We start from the raw sequence: 19725 nt of genomic DNA, 5'->3' as shown, positions 1-19725 counted from the left end.
ATGAAGAAATTAATTCCATTATTCTTTTTAACGCTATTCTTTTTAAGTTGTAATTCTCAAGAAGATTTAAAGTCTATTTCTACAAAAGAATTAAAAGTCTTATTAGAAAAAGATAACATTCAATTATTAGATGTTAGAACGCCTAAAGAAGTGCAACTAGGGTTTATAAAAACAGCAAAATTTGCAAATGTATTTGATGCTGATTTTTCTATAAAAGCAGCGAACTCTTTAGATAAAAATAAGCCTGTTTATATTTATTGTAGAAGTGGTAGAAGAAGTACTAAAGCTTCGGAAATACTTCAAGAAAAAGGATTTAAAGTAGTAAATGTACTCGGTGGATATAATCAATGGGGAAAAGAAAATTAGAACCATAAAAACATAATAATAGATAGAGAGAACAAGAGCCTTAAAGTTGGGTTTTTGTTCTCTCTTTTTTGTATTTTAGTTTTATGAAAAAATTACTGATTGCTATACTTTTTGTTGCTAACTTTAGCTTTTCTCAAGAAAAAATTCCGTTCATAGATTATGATGAAGTTCTTCAGAAAATTTATAAAGAAGTAAGTGATGATAAAATTGTAGATCTTATCAATACACTTCATAAAAACGATTCTTCTTATAATTCATTGCTGGTAGTAAAGTCTTTTTATTTGCTAAAATTAAATAAGTACGAGGAGGCGCTAGAGGTTGTAAACGAAGGTCTTAATAATAATAGTGAGTATTTTAAAGCTGATTTTTATGCTAATAAAGGAGTTGCTTTATCAAGTTTAGAAAGATATGATGAAGCTTTAAAAAACTATGATGAAGGCCTTAAGATTTATCCAAAGAATTATTTATTTTGGTTTAATAAAGGGCTTGTCTTAGAGGTAGCAGGAAACTTAAACGCCGCTGTAAATGCTTATAAAAAAGTTATTACTTTAAATCCAACTTATACCAAACCACATATACTAATTGGTAATATTTATTACAAACAAAACCGTTTAACACAAGCGTTAATGTGCTTTAATTTGTACTTACTTTTAGAGCCAAATGCAGATAATAGCGCAAAAGTTTTAAAGTCTTTAAATAATATTGTTAAATCTAAAAAAACGAATAAAAGAAACCCAAATATTGTTTTAGATGATGAAGATGATTCTTTTAAAAATATAGATGTATTGTTGACTAGTAAAGTGGCTTTGAATAAGAACTACAAAACAGGAAACTCAATTGACATAGCTTTAGTAAGACAGAATCATGCAATGATTGAAAAGTTAAAAAACTTTGAGGGAAATGGTGGTTTTTGGGATCACACATACATTCCTTTTTATAAGTGGATTGCTACAAACAATACATTTGATGATTTTATTTATACGTTAACATATGCTATTGAGAATGAAGATTATCAAAAAATAATTAAGAAAAAAAAGAAACAAATAATTGCTTTTTTATTAGCTTTAAAAATTAAATGGGCTAATAATGTATCTAAAAACAACATTCTTTTTAATGGAAAACAACAAGATGTTACTTATAAATATGACAATTACTTAGTAAACGGAATTGGTAATTACAAGGATGGAAAAACAGTTGGGTTTTGGCAGTTTTATAATGAATTTGGAGGGTTAACAACAGAAGGTAATTTTGATGATTTAGGTGCTAGGGTTGGTAAATGGATTTGGTATTCTTCATTTAATAAAATAGAAGAGACTACTTTTTACAAAGAAGGAATGCTAGATGGAAAGAACCTTATGTTCTATGAAAATGGAAAAAAGTATGTGGATGCTATTTTTAAAAACGATTCTTTGCAGGGTCTATATGAGTATTTTAACAACAAGGGAGCCTTAGTAGAAAGAAAATATTTTAAATATGGTAAAATAGATGGCCTTTCTCAATCTTATTTTAGTGTTGGAGAAAAGTTATTAGAACTTGAGATGCCCTACAGAGAAGGAAAAATAGAAGGTGAAGTTTTAGAATATTATGCAAATGGAGATTTATATTCTAAATCATATTATGTAGATGATAAAAAGAACGGAATAGAAACAACTTATCATTATAATAACAACATTTTATCAGAAATTAATTATGTGAATGACGAGTTAAGTGGTCGTTATAAAACGTTTCATTCTAATGGAAAGCCAAAGGAAATAGGACAAACTTTAAACGGTTATTATACGGGTGCTTGGAGAACGTATTATTCAGATGGTACATTAGAAAGTAAGTCTTTTTATAAAAAAGGAAATCTAAGTGATTTTTATAGGTACTATGATACAGATGGCAAATTATATTATGATTATATCTATAGAAAAGGAGAATTGATAGCTTTTACTTTTTACAACAAAGACGCAACTATTTTAAATGAAGGTAAAAAGAGAAAAGGAGCATTTTATTATGAAGGGTTTTCTCCTGAGGGCAATAAAATAACAGAAGGCTTGTATGATGTTTCTGGAGGAAAAGTAGGTGAATGGAAATTCTATACTAATAATTCTGTTTTAAAGAATAAAGGAAACTTTAAGGATGATAAAATAATAGGGGAGTATTTTACCTATTTTAAAAATGGTAAAATAGATAATTCAACCACCTACAAGGAAAATGTTATAGATGGCTATTACGTGGCGTATTATGACAATGAACAAATGAGAACCCAAGGTTGGTATAAAGAAGGAAGTGAACATGGAGAATGGAGGTATTACAATTTAGACGGTAGTTTAAATGCAATTAATTTTTATCATAAAGGATTGCTTAATGGAACACAAGAATCTTATGGTGTAGATGGTAAATTAATAGCAACTACTTTCTATAAGTTTGGTGATTTAATTTCGGAAAATACCTTTGGTAAAGAAGAATTTTTTTTCGAAAAGGTAAATTATACTTCTAAAGAAAATGAATACCAAATAAGTTCTAAGCATTACAATGGAAATATAAATACTACTATTTCTTATGTAAATGAAGTAAAACATGGAAATTATGAAGCTTTCTACTTTAATGGAAAAGCAAAAATTAAGGGAAGTTATCTTAATGGAGCACAAAACGGAACTTGGGTTTGGTATTTTGAAAACGGAAATATAGAGCGTAGCGTCAATTACTCAATGGGAAATCTTCAGGGTAAATTAATAAACTATTATAAAGAAGGGAAAATAAAAAGCACCTCTAATTATGATAGTAATTTAGAAATAGGAACTAGTTTTAAATACTATGATAATGGTGTTAAAAAGGCAAGTATTGAATATTATGAAGGACAAAAACATGGTGAAAATGTGTTTTATGATGTTTTAGGAAAACTTCAGTTAATTTGTTTTTACAATCATGGAGCAATTATTGGTTATAGTTATTTAGATAAAAACGGAACAGAAATTGCAATGATTCCATTGGCTAAAGAAAGTGGTAAAATAGAAGGTTTTTTCGATAACGGAAAAGTTTCAAAAACGTCAGAGCTAAAACATGGAGAATTTATACATAGCTGTAAATCGTATGCTTATGATGGAAAATTAATTGAAGAAATTAAGTATGTAGATGGTAATTATCATGGTGTAAGAAAATCGTACTTTTCTAATGGTAATGTAAAAAAAGAGATTAATTACAATCATGGAGAAAAGCATGGGAAACAAATTGTATTTTTCGAAAACGGAAATAAGAAAGAAGAATTGATATTTATTAATAATGTAGAACATGGAATGTCGTTTTTTTATGATGAGGCAGGAAAAATAAAAACGAAAAAGGAATATTTTAATGGAAAAGTATACACGGTTGAAAATTTATAAATTAAGTTTAATTGCGTTCTTTTTATTTATTGTTACAAGCTTAAACGCTCAGTATTCTGCTGAGTATTTAAAGTATCACAAGCTGCATCCAGAAGCGGCAAGAACACGTTTACTACAAGAAACTATTATTACGATAGAAGTTATTAATGATAGTTTACAAATCAATCAAGCGTTTATAGAAGAAGACTTGTATTTAAATGATGCTGCAACTTATAATTCTAAAAATACACTAAACTTTTCTACATTTTTTGAATTAAATAAAATAGAAGCATCCTCTTTTTCTTATGAGAATAACAAATATGTAGAAAATAAAGTAGAAAAGTTTACGGAGAAGGATGAATTAAATCAGTCTTTTCATGATGATTCTAAGTTGTTAAATTTTGTGTATTCCAATTTGAAAAAAGGATCAAAATCGATTTTAAAATATTCTCAGAAAATTAAAAATCCCCGTTTCTTAACCCCTTTTTATTTTGGTGATTATTTTCCTGTTCAAAAAAACAAAGTCACCATTATTGTTGATGAAAACGTGCATTTAGAATTCAAGAAATTCAATATTTCTGATACAGAAATTGAGTTTACAGAAGCTAAAAAAGGAGATAAGGTAATTTATACTTGGATATTAAACAACCAACCAGAATATGATTTTGAGGCAAATACACCAAGTTACAAAACCATTTTACCTCATATTGTTCCTATCATTACTTCTTATAAAATTAAGGGTAAAAACAGTAAGTTGTTAGGCAAAGTATCCGATCTGTACAATTGGTATTATTCTTTGGTAGAAAATGTAAATACAGAAGCACCAAATACCGAATTGGTAGCTTTAGTTGCTAGAATTACTGAGGATAAAAAAAACGATTTAGAAAAGGTAAAAGCCATTTATTATTGGACACAGCAAAACATAAAATACATTGCTTTTGAGTATGCATTAGGTGGTTTTATTCCGAGAGAATCTAACGAGGTATTTAGAAAAAAATATGGCGATTGTAAAGACAATTCTAGTATTCTTTATAGAATGTTAGAAATTGCAGGTGTGAAAGGAAATTTAACTTGGATTGGTACAAGAAGTATTCCGTATACGTATGATGAGGTGCCAACACCTGTTGTAGACAATCACATGATTCTCTCTTATGAGAACAACGGAAAAACCTATTATTTAGATGCAACAGGTAGGTATATAAAATTTGGTATGCCAACTTCTTTTATTCAAGGAAAAGAAGCATTGGTGGGGTATGGAAAAGATTTTAAAATTAAAAAAGTACCAATTGTTGCGGCTAAAGAAAATGCAATTATAGATGTAACCGATATCAAAATTGAAAACGGCAGGGTTATTGGTTCTTCTAAAACCGAGATTTCTGGATATCCAAAAATCGATATTTTTCATAGTTTAGAAACAGGAAATACAGAAACGAAGTTAAAGAAATTTTATAATAGCGTGTTCCAAAAAGGGAACAATACCTTTTTAATAAGTGATTTTAAAGAGACAAATAAATATCATTACGATGATAATTTTATTGTAGATTATGATTTTAAGATTAAAAATTATGCTAAAAATTTGGGTGATGAAATTTACATCAACCTAAATTTGAATAAAGATATTTCTATTTATAAAACAGATAAAAACAGAAAAAACTCCATAGAATACGATTATAAAAAATTCTTTAGTTATACAACTACATTAGAAGTTCCGAAAGGTTATGTGGTAGATTATGTGCCTGAAGATGTAAAAGTATCTAATGATTTACTGACTTGTAAAATTAGTTATCAAGCAAACGGTAATGAGGTTGTCTATGCCCAAGAAATCGAATTAAATTTCTTAGTTTTATCTTTAGATCAACAAAAAGAAGTAAATACAGCGATTAAAAAAATTGAAAGAAATTATAAAGAAATTGTCGTTTTAAAAAAAGAATAAAATCAAATTATGAAGATTAAAATTAGCTTATTAGTTGCCTTGTTATTTACTTTTCAGATTGCAGTAGCGCAAGAAACTCTTTTCTTTAAAAGTTACGATTGGGAAACAACTCCTAATTATACCGTAGAAAAAGGAAGTACAGAAGATATGATTGCTGTAAAAGAAAAAATAGTTACAGAATTTACTTTTGATAAGGAAGATTTAGTAGAATATTTTTTAGAGCACAAAGTGTTGTGGTTAAATTCTGATGATGCGATTGAAGAATATAACAAAATTTATTTACCATTTTCTGCGGGTGCCGAATTACAAATAAATAAAGCAAGAGTAATTACTCCAGAAGGCAAAATAATCAATTTAGATCAATCTAAAATACTAACGGCAGAAGATGAAGAGACAGGAAGTACTTATAAATATTTTGCTTTAGAAGGGATTATAAAAGGCAGTTTTATTGAGTATATGTATGTGGTAAAAAGAGCACCAAGTTATACAGGAGAAAGAATGTACATTCAAGATGCATACTATAAAGAAAATGTAGAATTCGATTTATTTTCACCAAGTAATTTATTGTTTAAATTTAAGAGTTATAATAATGTACCAGATGTTGATACAGATACTTTTAGTACCCATAAAATACATTATAAATTATATGTTGCTAAGGTGCCAAAATTAGAAAATGAATACCAAGCGCCTTATAATGCATCCAGAGGATTTATTGTTTATAAAATGGATAAAAACACCAACAATATGGATGTTGATGTTATTTCTTATGGTAACATCGCTCATAATTTGTATACCTCTTATTATCCAGAATATTCAGAAAAAACAACTGGTTTACTTAACGATTTTATAAAAGAATTAGACCTTCCGAAAAAAGCAGATGAAGAAACAATTGTAAGAAAATTAGATTATTACATAAAAGCAACGGTGTATTCTCAAGATATTTATGGTGATGATTTAGAAAATTTAGATTTAATTTTAGCCCAACAAGTGGCGAATGAAACTGGAGTTATAAAATTATATATCGCTGTTTTAAGAACTTTAAATATAGCGCATGAATTGGTGATTACCTCAGATAGAAATGAAATAAAGTTCGATCCAGAATTTGAGTCGACTAATTTTTTAACGGACTTTTTACTATATTTCCCTGCTTCTGATAAATATCTGTCACCAAATGCATCAGGAACAAGGTTTGGTTTCCCGTTGCCTTATGTAACCGATAATTATGGATTGTTTTTAAAAGAAGTGGTTGTTGGAGATCAGAAATCGGTAACTGGGAAAATTAAATATATAGAACCTGTAAAAGCGGATAAAATTGCAGATGTTATGAAAGTAACAATCGATTTTGATAAAGACAATTTAACAGAAAACACGGTTCATTTAGACAGAGCTTTCAGCGGATATTATGCTATGAATATTCAACCTTTTATGCATTTAATTCAAGGTAAAGAAGCTAGAAATGATTTAGTAGATAGTTTTGTAGAAAGTGCAACACCAGAGTTTGAAATTAAAAGTAGAAAACTAATAAATGACGATGCTGAATTGTTTGGTGTAAAGCCCTTACAAGTTATTGTAGATTTTACAACAGAAGGATTTGTAGAAAAAGCAGGCAGAAAATACTTATTTAAGTTGGGCGATTTAATTGGACAACAATTAGAAATGTATCAAGAAAAGCAACGAGTGTTGCCTTTAGAAGGTCAGTTTCATAGGAGTTATTTTAGAACGCTAACACTTCATATCCCTAAAGGATATAAAATAACCAATTTAGAGGATATCATTATTGATAATTCGTATGTGAAAGATGGCAAAGAATTATTCTCTTTTAAATCTTCTTACCAATTAAAAGGAAATACGTTAACTGTTACTGCCGATGAGCATTATAGAGAAAACAACATAGAAGTAGCTATGTATGAAGAATATAGAACGGTAATTAATAGTGCTGCAGATTTTAATAAAATAGTATTGTTGTTAGAACCTATAAAGTAGGTTTATATGGTTTTTTACAAAAAAAAAGGAAGCAATTTTGCTTCCTTTTTTTGTAAATAATTTAAAAGGGTAAATGTTACCCTAAATATGTTTTTAAAAGATGTGTTTTAGATCGATGTTGTAAGCGTCTAATTGCTTTTTGTTTTACCTGTCTCACTCTTTCTCTAGAAAGGTCAAAAATTTCTCCAATTTCGGTTAAGCTACAAGGAGCAGGAAGATTAATGCCATAAAACATTTTTATCACTTTAGCCTCTTTACTAGAAAGCGTGTCTAAAGCCCTGTTTATTTCAATTGATAAAGATTGTGTCATTAAGTTTTTATCTGGTCTAGGAGAATCATCAGACTGTATTAGATTGTATAAATTAGAATCTTCTCCTTCTTTAAACGGTGCATCCATAGAAACGTGTCTTCCAGAGTTTTTTAAAGACTGAGCAACTTCAGTTTCTGTCATGTCTAACTGTTTTGCTATTTCTTTATTAGTAGGCATACGTTGTTCGTTTTGTTCTAAACGATCATATATTTTACGTATTTTATTAATGCTACCAATTTTATTTAAAGGCAAACGTACAATACGAGATTGTTCTGCCAAGGCAGACATAATAGATTGACGAATCCACCAAACAGCATAAGAAATAAACTTAAAACCTCTTGTTTCATCAAAACGTTTTGCAGCTTTTACCAAACCTAAATTACCTTCATTAATTAAATCAGACAGTTTTAAACCCTGACCTTGGTATTGTTTTGCAACAGAAACAACAAATCTTAAATTTGCAGTAACAAGTTTATCCAACGCTCTATTGTTCCCTTTTTTTATTTTCAAAGCTAGTTCTACTTCTTCATCAGCAGTAATAAGACCAATTTTACTGATTTCTTGAAAATATTTTTCTAAAGATTTGGCGTCACGATTGGTTACTTGCTTTACAATTTTAAGTTGTCTCATATATTGTTTGGGGTTTTTTTAAGATTAATTTTAAATAAATAGATTGCAATCATCACACATTTTCATTTCTCCGTAATAGGTTTCTCGGTATTTGTGAATCGTTTTAAAAGGAATCCCTAAAAAATATTTTTTGATGTAAGTAACTCTAGAATTTAGAGTTCCCATGGCAGAAGAATAGTATTTTTGATATTTCGTTTTTCTTTGAATTTGAATAATTTTCATATATATAGTTTTAAAGAAGTGTAAAAACACTTTTTTATGAAGTTGAAGATGATAACAGATGTAATTTTATTAAAAAACTAGAAAGCAGGAGTGATCGATATATTAGAATGATTTTTTGTAAGACAAAAATCAAGACTATAAGTGCTCGTATTATTTTTGATGTAAAAGAAAGAATTTCTCATGAATCTACAATATACGAAAAAACGAGCGATTTTCAATAGAAAATGCTCGTTTTGTTTATTTTTTCGTCAATTTTAATCAAAAAAGACTAAGAAATGATGTTTTTTTAAAACTTTAAAGTAAGGCCAACTAAGAAATTTCTAGTTGCTTGTGGGTAATAAAAATTTTCTGTTATTGCGTTGTTATTAGAATTTTCTGGTCTATAAAAATAACTGTAAGTATAACCATTTGAAACATATTCATTGTTAAATATGTTATTAACAAGTAAATTGAATCCTATTTCATCTATCCATTTTGGTTGCAATTTGTATGAAAGATTTAGATTATTTACAAAATAGCTATCAATACTTTTACTGTTGTTGGCCGTATTATCTAAAAATTGTTTTCCAACATATTTACTTAATAAAGAGATCTTTCCATTTTTAAATGGAGAGTAAGTTAAAGTACTTGCAAAGATTGTATTTGGAGAAAAAGAAATATCTGTATCTTTAAATGTGGTTACAATTGGGGTATAAGAAACAGTCTTAAAATTAGCATCATGTTGGGTGTCATAAACAACATAATCAAATTCATCAATTTTATTTTTACTGAATGTAGCATTAAAGTCTACTCTAAATTTTTCAGATAATTTATAACCTAACTGTAACTCAATTCCTAATCTGTAACTATCAGAAACATTTTGTCTAATTGGATCACCAACATCATCTAAATCTCCAGTTAGCACTAACTGATCTGTGTAATTCATGTAATACAAGTTCGCATTAAAGTAGTAGTCTTTCTTTTTTAACTTGTAACCAAATTCAAAGTCATGTAACCTTTCTGATTTTGGTAAAACAGGATTTTTAGTTAAATCATCTCTATTTGGCTCTCTGTTACCAACGGCATAAGAACCGTAAATACTATTGTTTTTATTGATGTAATATGTTAAACCGAATTTAGGATTAAAAAAATTATATTTTTCGTCAACGTTTATATTTAATAAGTCAGAACTTGTACCTAAAGACTCATAATTAACAGTTCTATACTGTAAATCTAATAAGGCAAATAAATTTGATGTAATATCATATTCTACTTTAAAATAGGTGTTAAAACTTTTCTTTTTACCATAACTAAAATAATAGTTACTTCTAATTGGAATTGCAGTTTTAAAAGAGTCCCAAATTATTTCTCCATAATGATCTCCTTTATAAGAATTGTAGCCCCCACCTAAATAGATATTAAAATTATCTTTCTTATAATTTAGAGTATAAACAAATGCGTAAAAGTCATTATCTAACCAACGTCTTCTTATTACGTCTCCTTCATCTGATGCATTTGCATTTGTAGGAAAATAATCTCCTAGTTCTTCACCGTCCTTATATTGCTCAAAATAACCTTTACCTTTGGTTAAATTACTAGAAATATTAGCAGAAAAATAATCTGTAAACTTGTGTGATAAATGTAATTGATAATGAGTTTGTTCATAATTATCAACCTGATTATCATACGTGTAAAAATTATAAGTTCTACCAGAATTTAATAAGTTTTGTTCTTCATCAGTACTTGGAAAATTTCTATCTATAAAACCTTGAATGCCATCTCTATCATTTTTTACAACAGCTTCAGGAGTCCCATACCAAGATTGATAGGTTATTTCTTTACCACCAAATATGACGGCTTTTATAGAAGTTTTATCATTTAAAAATCCAGCTTCAGTATAGTAACTACTTAAATCTGCACTGGCTCTATCAATATATCCATCACTTTGTATACTAGATAATCTAGCTTCAACATAAAAATTGTTTTTAATTCCAGAACCAACGCTAACATTGTGTTTTCTAGTGTTAAAACTTCCAACAGAATGTGATGTTTTGGCATAACCAACTTTAGAAGGAGTTAATGTTTTTATATTTAAACTTGCACCAAAAGCACCAGATCCATTTGTAGAAGTTCCTACACCTCGCTGCAATTGAATATCTTCTACAGAACTTGTAAAATCTGGCATGTTAACCCAAAAAGTTCCTTGACTTTCAGAGTCATTATAAGGAATTCCATTAATTGTTACATTAACCCTAGTTGCATCACTTCCACGAACTCTAATTCCTGTATAACCAACTCCAGCACCGGCATCACTAGTAGTTACTACAGAAGGAAGTTGGTCTAATAAAATAGGTAAATCCTGACCTAAATTAGCAGATTCTAAAGTTTCTTTTTTAATGTTGGTAAATACAAAAGGAGACTGATCATTTGCTCTAGTTGCAGAAACCAAAATCTCTTCTAAAAGAGTAGCATTTGGTACTAAAGAAAACGCAATTGTATCATTTTTGGTTAAAGTAACTGTTTTATAAACAGTTTTATAACCTATAAAAGAAACCTGAATGGTATAATCTCCTTTAAGAAGACTTACACTAAACTTTCCATCAAAATCTGTTGAGGTTCCTTTTTTAGTTTCTTGTACCAAAATAGTTGCTCCTGGTAAAGAATCATTGTTTTCATCTACCACTTTTCCGTTAAGTGTAAATGTCTGGGCGTTTACAAGAATGCTTGTAAACAAGAATAAAAAAAAAGTAATTTTTTTCATTTTAAAAATTTTAAAACGAATAAAAAGAGGTAATTATTCTTGTGATTGATTTTTGAATAATTATTTACTGTCATTACGAGGAGTTTACAACGTGGTAATCTCTTCAGTAAGAAAGATTGCTTCAGAAAAAAATCTTCGCAATGACATTTGATATTTCCTAAACAGCATTACCTGTTCTAGGTTCAATGGGTATGATCTCAGCTTTTCTTTAATTTGAAAGTTAGAAAGTTTAAAAAGTCTGAGTAAGACTAAAAACTAACAACTAAACACCATCAACTAAAAATTAGCACCCCTTTATGAGAACGGCGCAAAATTACCTCAGTTTTTTGACATAAAGAATAACAAAAGCACTTTTTTTAGAAGCTATTTCCTGCTTTCACTACTCGCTTTTTTTACAGTCTGTTCTCGATACAAATTTTTCATTCTTCAAAATTCACTCGAACTGCCAGTAAAAAAGAGCTCAAACAGATCGTTCAATCAGGGCTAAGCCTGTTTGTTAGCTTTTGGTTTTAGGTCGATTTTAATTTCTGTCATTGCGAAGTTTACTTTTTTGTAAACTGTGGCAATCTCATCCTTATATCAAATGAATTTTGATGTTTATTTGGTATTATAAAAAGAGAGTTTTGTACCTCGCAATAACTCATTTTAAAAAGCAATAATAAGTAAGCCATTCCGAAATGAGTAGTTTGACGATTGAGGAATCTTAAGTTAAAAAATGTAATTTTTAATCTAAACCTGGTTTCTTTCTCAATGTTTTTTTAACCGAATTTCTTTTTTTCTTTTCGGCATTTTTTCGAACAGAAGATTTGCTCGGTTTTGTAGGTCTTCTTTTTTTCGGGCGAATTAAATTTACCCGTAATAATTCTAAAAAACGTTTTATAGCTACTTCCTTATTTCTGTGCTGAGAACGAGATTCGTCACAAAATAAAACCAACGTGTTTTCTTTAGTTAGCTTATTTGAAAGCTTTGTTTTTAGAAGTGTTTTTTCAGTATCAGAAAGAGAAAGAGAGTTTTCTAAATCAAAAGTCAACTCAATTTTAGAAGACACTTTATTTACATGCTGCCCGCCAGCACCAGAACTTCTAATGCCTTTAAAACTGAGTTCTTTTAAGATGTTTTCTTTGTTCATTTGTTCTAAAAATAAAGTCTATAATAAAGAAATTAGTAGTGTTTTTAGATAAATATTGATAGTTTTATCACTTATCACTTATCACTTATCACTTTTTCTGTTATTCAATACTCAAACGGAGTGCCAAAATCACCCGTGTTTTGATGTAGAAAATGCATGTCTACATCTTGTAAAGAATCAGAAAAAGAATGTAAATTTTCTTTATCAGCAATTATTTTATCAATAGCTGCTGTAGCATTCTTTAAACGAGTTTCTTTATCGCCTTTTAATAAAATATAAGGTCTGTTATGATCTATTAAAGATTTTTCAAAAGCATTAAACATTTCTAAACGTAGCTCTGGTCTGTCTCGTAAATCATCTTCTTCCCAAGGCGTGTCTATATACGTTAATAAGTACAAGTCGTATGTGTTTTCATCTGCCGCTTCGTCTAGTCTTTCATCAACAAAACCGCCATAAAACTCTTCGGAATATACTTTGGTTTCTAATAAATCGGTATCACAAATTAAAATTTTATCAGCCTTTTTAGCCAACGTATTTTCTAATTTCATTTGTCCGATTGCAATAGGAAGTAAATCATCTTTTTCGCAAGTTTTACGCTCGTTGTTCCATTTTTCTTGTAAATATTCACGTGCAAATTCTGGCGCCCAAACCGTATTGTAATAACGTGCTAAATGACGAGAAAGAGTAGTTTTACCAGAAGATTCAGGTCCGAATAAAACAACTTTTACGATGTTAATTGGGGCTTGTTTAAGTTCTTTTTCCATACGATGTAACCTTGAATGGCTAATATTGTAAAGATAAGGTATTGTAATGACAACATTCCCCATCCACGGTATGCATAAAGTGGGACTGTTATAATATCCGCAATAATCCAAATAGTCCAGTTTTCTAATTTCTTTTTTGCCATATACCACATTCCTACAAAAAAGAGACCTGAAGTAAACATATCTATATAATTAGATACTTCAATTGGTACTCCAGATGTTTTATATACGATATATGTAATTAAAAAAGTGATTAGAAATAATCCAACACCAATTATCTTTTCTAGATTATCTGTTCTTGAAATAGGGATTAAATATTTATTATCTTTTTTTCTTGACCAGTTCCACCAACCATAAATACTCATTATTGAGAAATAAAAATTCATCATCATATCACCCATTAATTTATCTTTATATAGTAGGTAAACTGATAAAATGGTAGCGATTAGCCCTGTAGGATATACTAAAATATTTTCTTTTTTAGCGTACAAAACACTTATGATACCAAAAATAAAAATGATGGCTTCGATTACAATAATAAAACTTGGTTTATCTTGATATGATGCTAAGAAAAAATCAAAAATATCAGTCATTGTTTTTTTTTTGAAACACAAAAATAATACATTCTGTCAGTTCGAGTGTTTTTTTCGATTGAATTCAGAAAAACTATAAAGAAAACTTTTATTTTTTTAAATCGTTAAAAAAAGCTTCATCATTTTCAAAAGCAGTACCAATAACCACTACATCTGCACCTGCATTAAAAGCGTTTTTTAACTGTTCTTTAGTTCTAATTCCGCCACCAACAATTAAAGGAATCGATAAGTTGTTTTTTACAACAGTGATAATATTTGCGTCCACAGGCACTTTGGCGCCAGAACCGGCTTCTAAATAAATCAATTTTTTACCAGAAAATTCGCCTGCTAAAGCCGTGTTTAAAATCAATTCTGTGTTTTCTTGTGCAATTGGTTTTGTGTTGCTTACTCTTTGTGTTGCCGTTTCTTTTTGTCCGTCAATTAAAATGTAACCCGTTGGTAAAATTTCTAAATTAGAATCCTTTAAAAACGGAACACTTTTTATTTGTTGTTCAATTAAATATTCAGGATTTCTGCCAGAAAGTAAACTCAGAAATAGAATTCCGTCTGCTTTTTGTGTAATTTGTTTTACATCTCCAGGAAAAAGAACAACAGGCAAATGTGTTTCTTTTTTAATAGCAGCAACCACCTTTTCGGTTACGTTGTTTATATCAGTACTGCCACCAACAAAAATATGTGTAGCAATAGATTGATGTACTTTTTCAAAAAAAGCAACAATATTATCTAGATCTATTTTTTCAGGATCTATTAAAACAGCCAATAATTTTTTGCCCTCTTTTTTTGCTAATAAAATGTTTTGATAAATATTCACAACTGCGAAAATACAAAACCTATATGTCATTACGAGGAAGAATGACGAAGTAATCTGTTTTTCAAATAAAAGATTGCTTCATTCTTCGCAATGACGAAAACTTTTTTACTTTCCAACTTTCAATATTAAAACTAAAAAGCATACACACACGTAAAACCTTCAAACTCTAAAAATTCTATAGTATAAGAGGTTTCCTCTCCGTTATAACGAATTTTACCAGTTGTCTTTTTATCAGAAAAATCAAAATCTTCAATATAAATATTTTCTAAAAAGCGTAATTTTTTCTTTCCGTAGATTTTATATAAGCTCTCTTTTCCTCCCCAAACAATGGTTAGTTTACTTATTAAAGCATCGTGGTTTGCAATGGTTACATACTCTTTAATGGAGGTGAATTTGTGTGCAATTTTCAATATTTTATCACGTTGCATTTCAATATCAATACCAACATGTAAATTATCAGAAATTATCAACCCAGAAAAAGTGAAGGAATGTGTTATCGAAATAAACTTTCCATCCTTTAAGTGTGGTTTTCCAAATTCATCATAAACTAAATCCGAATCAGAATAACCAGCTTCTTTTAATAAATGACGCACACTTAAAAAACCCCTTTGGTGTAAGTCCGATTTCATTCCGTCTAAACGAGTCTGACTTTTATCAGTAAGTAAAACGTTTGTATTTAATTGATTAAATGATTCTTCAATTTTCCAAATGAATACTTTAGTGTTTTTGTTAATCGTTAAACTTTTGTAAAGAGGCATACTTTTTTAAAATGGATGTCGTAACTTTGCAGCTCGAAAAAATTAGAATATAAATATACATAATATGAGCACTAAATTAGCTTACGTACCAAATAAAGTTAAAGATATTTCTTTAGCAGCTTGGGGAAGAAAAGAAATTTTATTGGCAGAGGCAGAAATGCCAGGATTAATGTCTTTAAGAGAAGAGTACAAAAACGAGCAACCTTTAAAAGGAGCTAGAATTGCAGGTTGTCTTCACATGACAATTCAAACAGCAGTTTTAATAGAAACTTTACAAGCTTTAGGAGCAGAAGTTACTTGGAGTTCTTGTAATATTTTTTCTACACAAGATCAAGCAGCAGCAGCAATTGCAGCAGCAGGAACAGCGGTTTATGCTTGGAAAGGTTTAACTGAAGAAGAATTTGACTGGTGTATCGAGCAAACTTTATTCTTTGGAGAAGACAGAAAACCATTAAACTTAATTTTAGATGATGGTGGAGATTTAACAAATATGGTTTTAGATCGTTACCCAGAATTAGCTGCAGGTATTAATGGTTTATCAGAAGAAACTACAACAGGAGTTCATAGATTGTACGAAAGAGTAAAAGCAGGAACTTTACCAATGCCAGCAATTAACGTAAACGATTCTGTTACAAAATCTAAATTCGATAATAAATATGGTTGTAAAGAATCTGCAGTAGATGCAATTCGTAGAGCAACAGATATTATGTTAGCCGGTAAACGTGTAACTGTTTGTGGTTATGGAGATGTTGGTAAAGGAACAGCAGCTTCTTTTAAAGGTGCAGGTTCTATTGTAACGGTTACAGAAATCGATCCTATTTGTGCTTTACAAGCTGCAATGGATGGTTTTGAGGTAAAACGTTTAGAAACTGTTGTTGGTAATTCAGACATTATTATTACAACTACAGGAAACAAAGATATTATTCAAGGTCGTCATTTTGAGGCTATGAAAGACAAGGTAATCGTTTGTAACATTGGGCATTTCGATAACGAAATTGACATGGCTTGGTTAAACGGTAATCATGGTGCTTCAAAAGATACTATCAAACCACAGGTTGATAAATATAACATTAACGGAAACGACATTATTTTGTTAGCAGAAGGTCGTTTAGTAAACTTAGGTTGTGCAACAGGTCACCCAAGTTTTGTAATGTCTAACTCATTTACAAACCAAACTTTGGCTCAAATAGAACTTTGGACAAACAGAGATGCTTACGAAAATGAAGTATATATGTTACCAAAGCATTTAGATGAAAAAGTAGCAAAATTACACTTAGCAAAAATCGGTGTCGAATTAACTGAATTACGCGAAGAACAAGCTTCTTATATTGGTGTAACTGTAGAAGGTCCTTATAAGCCAGAACACTATAGATACTAAAAAAAGTTGTTAGTTTTTGGTTGTTAGTTATTAGTGACAATCAAAAATCACAAACTATTTGTCATTTCTAAATGAGACTTTTTAGTCGATTGAGAAATCTCATAAATACAAAACCCTTTCATTTATTTGAAAGGGTTTTTCTTTATCTGTCATTGCGAGGAAGAATGACGAAGCAATCTCTTTTTTATAAATTCAACTTCTTTTTGGGCGTTTTAACAGGCTTTCACTACTCGCTTTTTTTACTGCTAGTTCTCGATACAAATTTTTCATTCTTCAAAATTCACTCTAACTAACAGTAAAAAAGAGCTCAAACAGACCGTTCTATCCTTAACGCGAATCTGTAATAACTAAAAGAGTTTCATCAATTTTAAGTACCTTTAAAAAAATAAATTCTGAATGAAAGCAATAAATACGTCAACCTTAGAAAACCGATTAAACCTTTTAGAAAGTTATATTCCACATAGTAAAAGTGTAGATACTAGTGTTTCTAAAGCAGACGTTGCATGGCATTTAGACCATAGTTTAAGAGTATTGAATGCTGTAGCAGAAAGTATTAGTACATCAGACCCAACATTATTTAGAAATAATTTTACGCTTGTCGGAAAAATATGCCTTACACTTGGTTTTTTTCCGAGAGGAAAAGCAAAAGCACCAGAATATCTTAAATCTCCAGAAGTAATTTTAGAAGCAGCTATTGTTACACAATTAGCAGCGGCAATAGCGCATATAGAAGCAATTAAAAACTTAGATGAAAACGCTTATTTCAGACATCCTTTATTCGGACATATAAATAAGAAAAGAGTTTTCCGTTTTATAGATACACATACAAACCATCACTTAAAGATTGTAAAGAGTATATTAAAGAAGTAAAATCTATTTTTTTACTTCTTTATCTTTGCGGTAATTAATAATTATAAAAAAATATATTTTGAAGAAAAAGACATTGCTTTCCATAATTTCTGTTGTTATTTTAATTGCGGTTTATGGTTATGAACAATTTTTAAATTCAGAAGAAGAAAATGTTGTAATAGAAGCTGGTAAAATACCAAAAGCAACTACCAATCAATATTTTTTGCCAACAAGTACAACCAACCAAGTGGTGCATCATCAAAACTATTCGTTATCCTATAGCGAAAAACACGAACAAGCAGAATGGGTTGCGTATGAGTTAAAAGCATCCGATTTAAGTAGTACCAATTACAAAAGACCTTATTTTGAAATTGACAACGCCGTAAAAACCAAAGCAGCTCATTGGCGTAATTATAAAAAATCTGGTTACGATAAAGGGCATTTATGTCCTGCTGCAGACAGACGTTTTTCTAAAGCTGCGCACGACGAAACTTTTTTAACAAGTAATATCAGTCCGCAAGAACATCAATTTAATGCAGGGGTTTGGAATCGTCTAGAACAGAAAGTGCGTTATTGGGCAAAGAAAAACGATGGAGTATTTGTAATTACAGGAGGCGTTTTAGAAAACAATTTAAAAACGATTGGTAGTGAATCTGTTTCTGTTCCAAATCAGTTTTATAAATTAATCTTAGATAAAACAAAGGGTAAAATTAAAATGTTGGCGTTTTTAATGCCTCATAAAGAATCTAATTTACCTTTGTATAAATTTGTGGTTTCGGTAGATAAAATTGAAGCTTTAACGGGTATCGATTTCTTTAAAGAATTAGAGGATTCTGTTGAAAATAAGTTAGAAAGCTCTAGTAGTTATAAAAATTGGAGTTTTTAATTTAAAAAACATTCAAATTCTATTATTTCTAAAGCTAAGGTTCTATACAAACTAAAGTAGTTTTCTTTATTTTAATGTTATTTTTGTACGCTTATAATAAAAATAGTACAAACTACTTCTTTATGAAAAGCTCAACAGCCATTTTTTATATGATTTTTAGTGTAATTGCATTTTCATTAATGAATGCAGTTGTAAAATATTTAAATGATTTTAGCGCTTATCAAATTGTATTTTTTAGATCTATTGGTACGTTGTGTTTTACAGTACCATTAATTTTAAAGGCTAAAATTCCTATTCTTGGTACGCATAAAAAACTGTTATTTATTAGAGGTCTTACTGGTGTAATTTCATTAACATGTTTCTTTCAGTCATTAAATTATTTAGCGGTTGGTACTGCCGTTTCATTAAGATATACGTCACCAATTTTCGCTGCTATTTTTGCCTTTATATTCTTGAAAGAGAAAATAAAACCAATACAATGGCTGCTGTTTTTAATAGCATTTGCTGGTGTATTAATCATTAAGGGTTTTGGAGTAGATGTAGATTCTATGGGAATAATTTTTGTTTTATTATCTGCAATTTCTTTAGGTGTTATTTTTGTGGTGATTCGTAAAATAGGAGACACTGAAAATCCATTAGTAATTATCAATTACTTTATGGTAATGGCTTTTGTTTTTGGGGGTATTATGTCTATCAATCATTGGAGAAACCCAAGTTTAGTAGAATGGTTGTTACTATTAAGTTTAGGTGTTTTTGGTTATGTTGGCCAATTATACATGACCAAAGCATTACAATCTCACGAAACAAATGTAATTGCACCTTTAAAGTATTTAGAAGTCATTTTTATGATTGCTATCGGTGCATTTTGGTTTGGAGAAATCTATAATTTATGGACCTTGTTAGGTGTGTTTTTAATAATGTTTGGCTTGCTTTATAATATTTATATCAAAAGTAAACGTAGTTAATTTAAATAAAAAGCAAAGATTTTTAACCATTCTTCTCTGTTAACTTTGCGATTTACCTTTGCGC

16 protein-coding genes are annotated in these 19725 nt (G+C 29.5%); 8 read left to right on the top strand and 8 right to left on the bottom strand.

From position 1 onward, the window contains the following. The 4 genes from GQR92_RS10785 to GQR92_RS10770 all read left to right on the top strand — a co-directional run bounded on the left by GQR92_RS10785 (position 1) and on the right by GQR92_RS10770 (position 7626). Entirely contained in the window at positions 1 to 366 is a 366-nt protein-coding gene (locus GQR92_RS10785; protein ID WP_158839416.1) for a rhodanese-like domain-containing protein, read from the top strand. Positions 367 to 449: 83 nt separating this feature from the next. After that, positions 450 to 3731 (top strand): toxin-antitoxin system YwqK family antitoxin, encoded by a 3282-nt coding sequence (locus tag GQR92_RS10780; RefSeq protein WP_158839414.1) that lies wholly within the window; start codon positions 450 to 452, stop codon positions 3729 to 3731. Then, entirely contained in the window at positions 3718 to 5643 is a 1926-nt protein-coding gene (locus GQR92_RS10775; protein WP_233269829.1) for a transglutaminase-like domain-containing protein, read from the top strand. Before GQR92_RS10780 ends, GQR92_RS10775 begins: the two co-directional genes overlap by 14 nt. A 9-nt stretch (positions 5644 to 5652) precedes the next feature. After that, positions 5653 to 7626: a DUF3857 domain-containing protein gene (locus GQR92_RS10770; protein WP_158839410.1), complete on the top strand. Its 1974-nt coding sequence runs from the start codon at positions 5653 to 5655 to the stop codon at positions 7624 to 7626. Between the two features lie 76 nt (positions 7627 to 7702). On the opposite strand, the gene GQR92_RS10765 is transcribed toward GQR92_RS10770, so the two are convergent. The 8 genes from GQR92_RS10765 to GQR92_RS10730 form a co-directional block, all read right to left on the bottom strand. Continuing rightward, a complete protein-coding gene (locus tag GQR92_RS10765) occupies positions 7703 to 8566 on the bottom strand; it encodes a sigma-70 family RNA polymerase sigma factor (RefSeq protein WP_158839408.1) in 864 nt (287 codons plus the stop codon). A 30-nt stretch (positions 8567 to 8596) separates the two neighbouring features. After that, positions 8597 to 8788 (bottom strand): hypothetical protein, encoded by a 192-nt coding sequence (locus GQR92_RS10760; protein ID WP_158839406.1) that lies wholly within the window; start codon positions 8786 to 8788, stop codon positions 8597 to 8599. A gap of 286 nt (positions 8789 to 9074) precedes the next feature. Next, positions 9075 to 11528, bottom strand: a complete 2454-nt coding sequence (locus GQR92_RS10755) for a TonB-dependent receptor (protein WP_158839404.1) — start codon at positions 11526 to 11528, stop codon at positions 9075 to 9077. Positions 11529 to 12252: 724 nt separating this feature from the next. Beyond that, the gene (arfB, locus tag GQR92_RS10750; RefSeq protein WP_158839402.1) at positions 12253 to 12657 is read right to left on the bottom strand and encodes an alternative ribosome rescue aminoacyl-tRNA hydrolase ArfB; all 405 of its coding nucleotides are present in this window, start codon (positions 12655 to 12657) and stop codon (positions 12253 to 12255) included. 104 nt (positions 12658 to 12761) lie between these two features. Continuing rightward, positions 12762 to 13421: an AAA family ATPase gene (locus tag GQR92_RS10745; protein WP_158839400.1), complete on the bottom strand. Its 660-nt coding sequence runs from the start codon at positions 13419 to 13421 to the stop codon at positions 12762 to 12764. Further along, a complete protein-coding gene (gene pnuC, locus GQR92_RS10740; protein ID WP_199269127.1) occupies positions 13382 to 14014 on the bottom strand; it encodes a nicotinamide riboside transporter PnuC in 633 nt (210 codons plus the stop codon). Before pnuC ends, GQR92_RS10745 begins: the two co-directional genes overlap by 40 nt. Positions 14015 to 14102: 88 nt before the next feature. Continuing rightward, positions 14103 to 14825, bottom strand: a complete 723-nt coding sequence (locus GQR92_RS10735; protein WP_233269828.1) for a geranylgeranylglyceryl/heptaprenylglyceryl phosphate synthase — start codon at positions 14823 to 14825, stop codon at positions 14103 to 14105. Positions 14826 to 14956: 131 nt separating this feature from the next. Beyond that, the gene (locus GQR92_RS10730) at positions 14957 to 15583 is read right to left on the bottom strand and encodes a 4'-phosphopantetheinyl transferase family protein (protein WP_158839396.1); all 627 of its coding nucleotides are present in this window, start codon (positions 15581 to 15583) and stop codon (positions 14957 to 14959) included. Between the two features lie 64 nt (positions 15584 to 15647). On the opposite strand from GQR92_RS10730, the gene ahcY reads away from it, so the two are divergent. The 4 genes from ahcY to GQR92_RS10710 all read left to right on the top strand — a co-directional run bounded on the left by ahcY (position 15648) and on the right by GQR92_RS10710 (position 19661). Then, on the top strand, positions 15648 to 16961 hold the full coding sequence (ahcY, locus tag GQR92_RS10725; protein ID WP_158839394.1) for an adenosylhomocysteinase: 1314 nt from the start codon (positions 15648 to 15650) through the stop codon (positions 16959 to 16961). 396 nt (positions 16962 to 17357) lie between these two features. After that, positions 17358 to 17831, top strand: coding sequence for a DUF1569 domain-containing protein (locus GQR92_RS10720; RefSeq protein ID WP_158839392.1), 474 nt, complete (start codon positions 17358 to 17360; stop codon positions 17829 to 17831). 58 nt (positions 17832 to 17889) lie between these two features. Continuing rightward, positions 17890 to 18696, top strand: a complete 807-nt coding sequence (locus GQR92_RS10715; RefSeq protein ID WP_158839390.1) for a DNA/RNA non-specific endonuclease — start codon at positions 17890 to 17892, stop codon at positions 18694 to 18696. A 122-nt stretch (positions 18697 to 18818) separates the two neighbouring features. Beyond that, entirely contained in the window at positions 18819 to 19661 is an 843-nt protein-coding gene (locus GQR92_RS10710; RefSeq protein ID WP_368074159.1) for a DMT family transporter, read from the top strand. Positions 19662 to 19725 lie beyond the last annotated feature (64 nt).

The organism is Polaribacter sp. L3A8 (genome assembly GCF_009796785.1).
GTDB lineage: Bacteria > Bacteroidota > Bacteroidia > Flavobacteriales > Flavobacteriaceae > Polaribacter.
Note: the sequence above shows the minus strand (reverse complement) of the source record. Positions and strands in the feature narration are given on the sequence as shown.

What these genes read in the sequence shown, in the direction of transcription:
- GQR92_RS10785 (WP_158839416.1), top strand. Translation starts at nt 1, where the DNA reads ATGAAGAAATTAATTCCATTATTCTTTTTAACGCTATTCTTTTTAAGT.
- GQR92_RS10780 (WP_158839414.1), top strand. Translation starts at nt 450, where the DNA reads ATGAAAAAATTACTGATTGCTATACTTTTTGTTGCTAACTTTAGCTTT.
- GQR92_RS10770 (WP_158839410.1), top strand. Translation starts at nt 5,653, where the DNA reads ATGAAGATTAAAATTAGCTTATTAGTTGCCTTGTTATTTACTTTTCAG.
- GQR92_RS10765 (WP_158839408.1), bottom strand. Translation starts at nt 8,566, where the DNA reads ATGAGACAACTTAAAATTGTAAAGCAAGTAACCAATCGTGACGCCAAA.
- GQR92_RS10760 (WP_158839406.1), bottom strand. Translation starts at nt 8,788, where the DNA reads ATGAAAATTATTCAAATTCAAAGAAAAACGAAATATCAAAAATACTAT.
- GQR92_RS10755 (WP_158839404.1), bottom strand. Translation starts at nt 11,528, where the DNA reads ATGAAAAAAATTACTTTTTTTTTATTCTTGTTTACAAGCATTCTTGTA.
- arfB (WP_158839402.1), bottom strand. Translation starts at nt 12,657, where the DNA reads ATGAACAAAGAAAACATCTTAAAAGAACTCAGTTTTAAAGGCATTAGA.
- GQR92_RS10745 (WP_158839400.1), bottom strand. Translation starts at nt 13,421, where the DNA reads ATGGAAAAAGAACTTAAACAAGCCCCAATTAACATCGTAAAAGTTGTT.
- pnuC (WP_199269127.1), bottom strand. Translation starts at nt 14,014, where the DNA reads ATGACTGATATTTTTGATTTTTTCTTAGCATCATATCAAGATAAACCA.
- GQR92_RS10730 (WP_158839396.1), bottom strand. Translation starts at nt 15,583, where the DNA reads ATGCCTCTTTACAAAAGTTTAACGATTAACAAAAACACTAAAGTATTC.
- ahcY (WP_158839394.1), top strand. Translation starts at nt 15,648, where the DNA reads ATGAGCACTAAATTAGCTTACGTACCAAATAAAGTTAAAGATATTTCT.
- GQR92_RS10720 (WP_158839392.1), top strand. Translation starts at nt 17,358, where the DNA reads ATGAAAGCAATAAATACGTCAACCTTAGAAAACCGATTAAACCTTTTA.
- GQR92_RS10710 (WP_368074159.1), top strand. Translation starts at nt 18,819, where the DNA reads ATGAAAAGCTCAACAGCCATTTTTTATATGATTTTTAGTGTAATTGCA.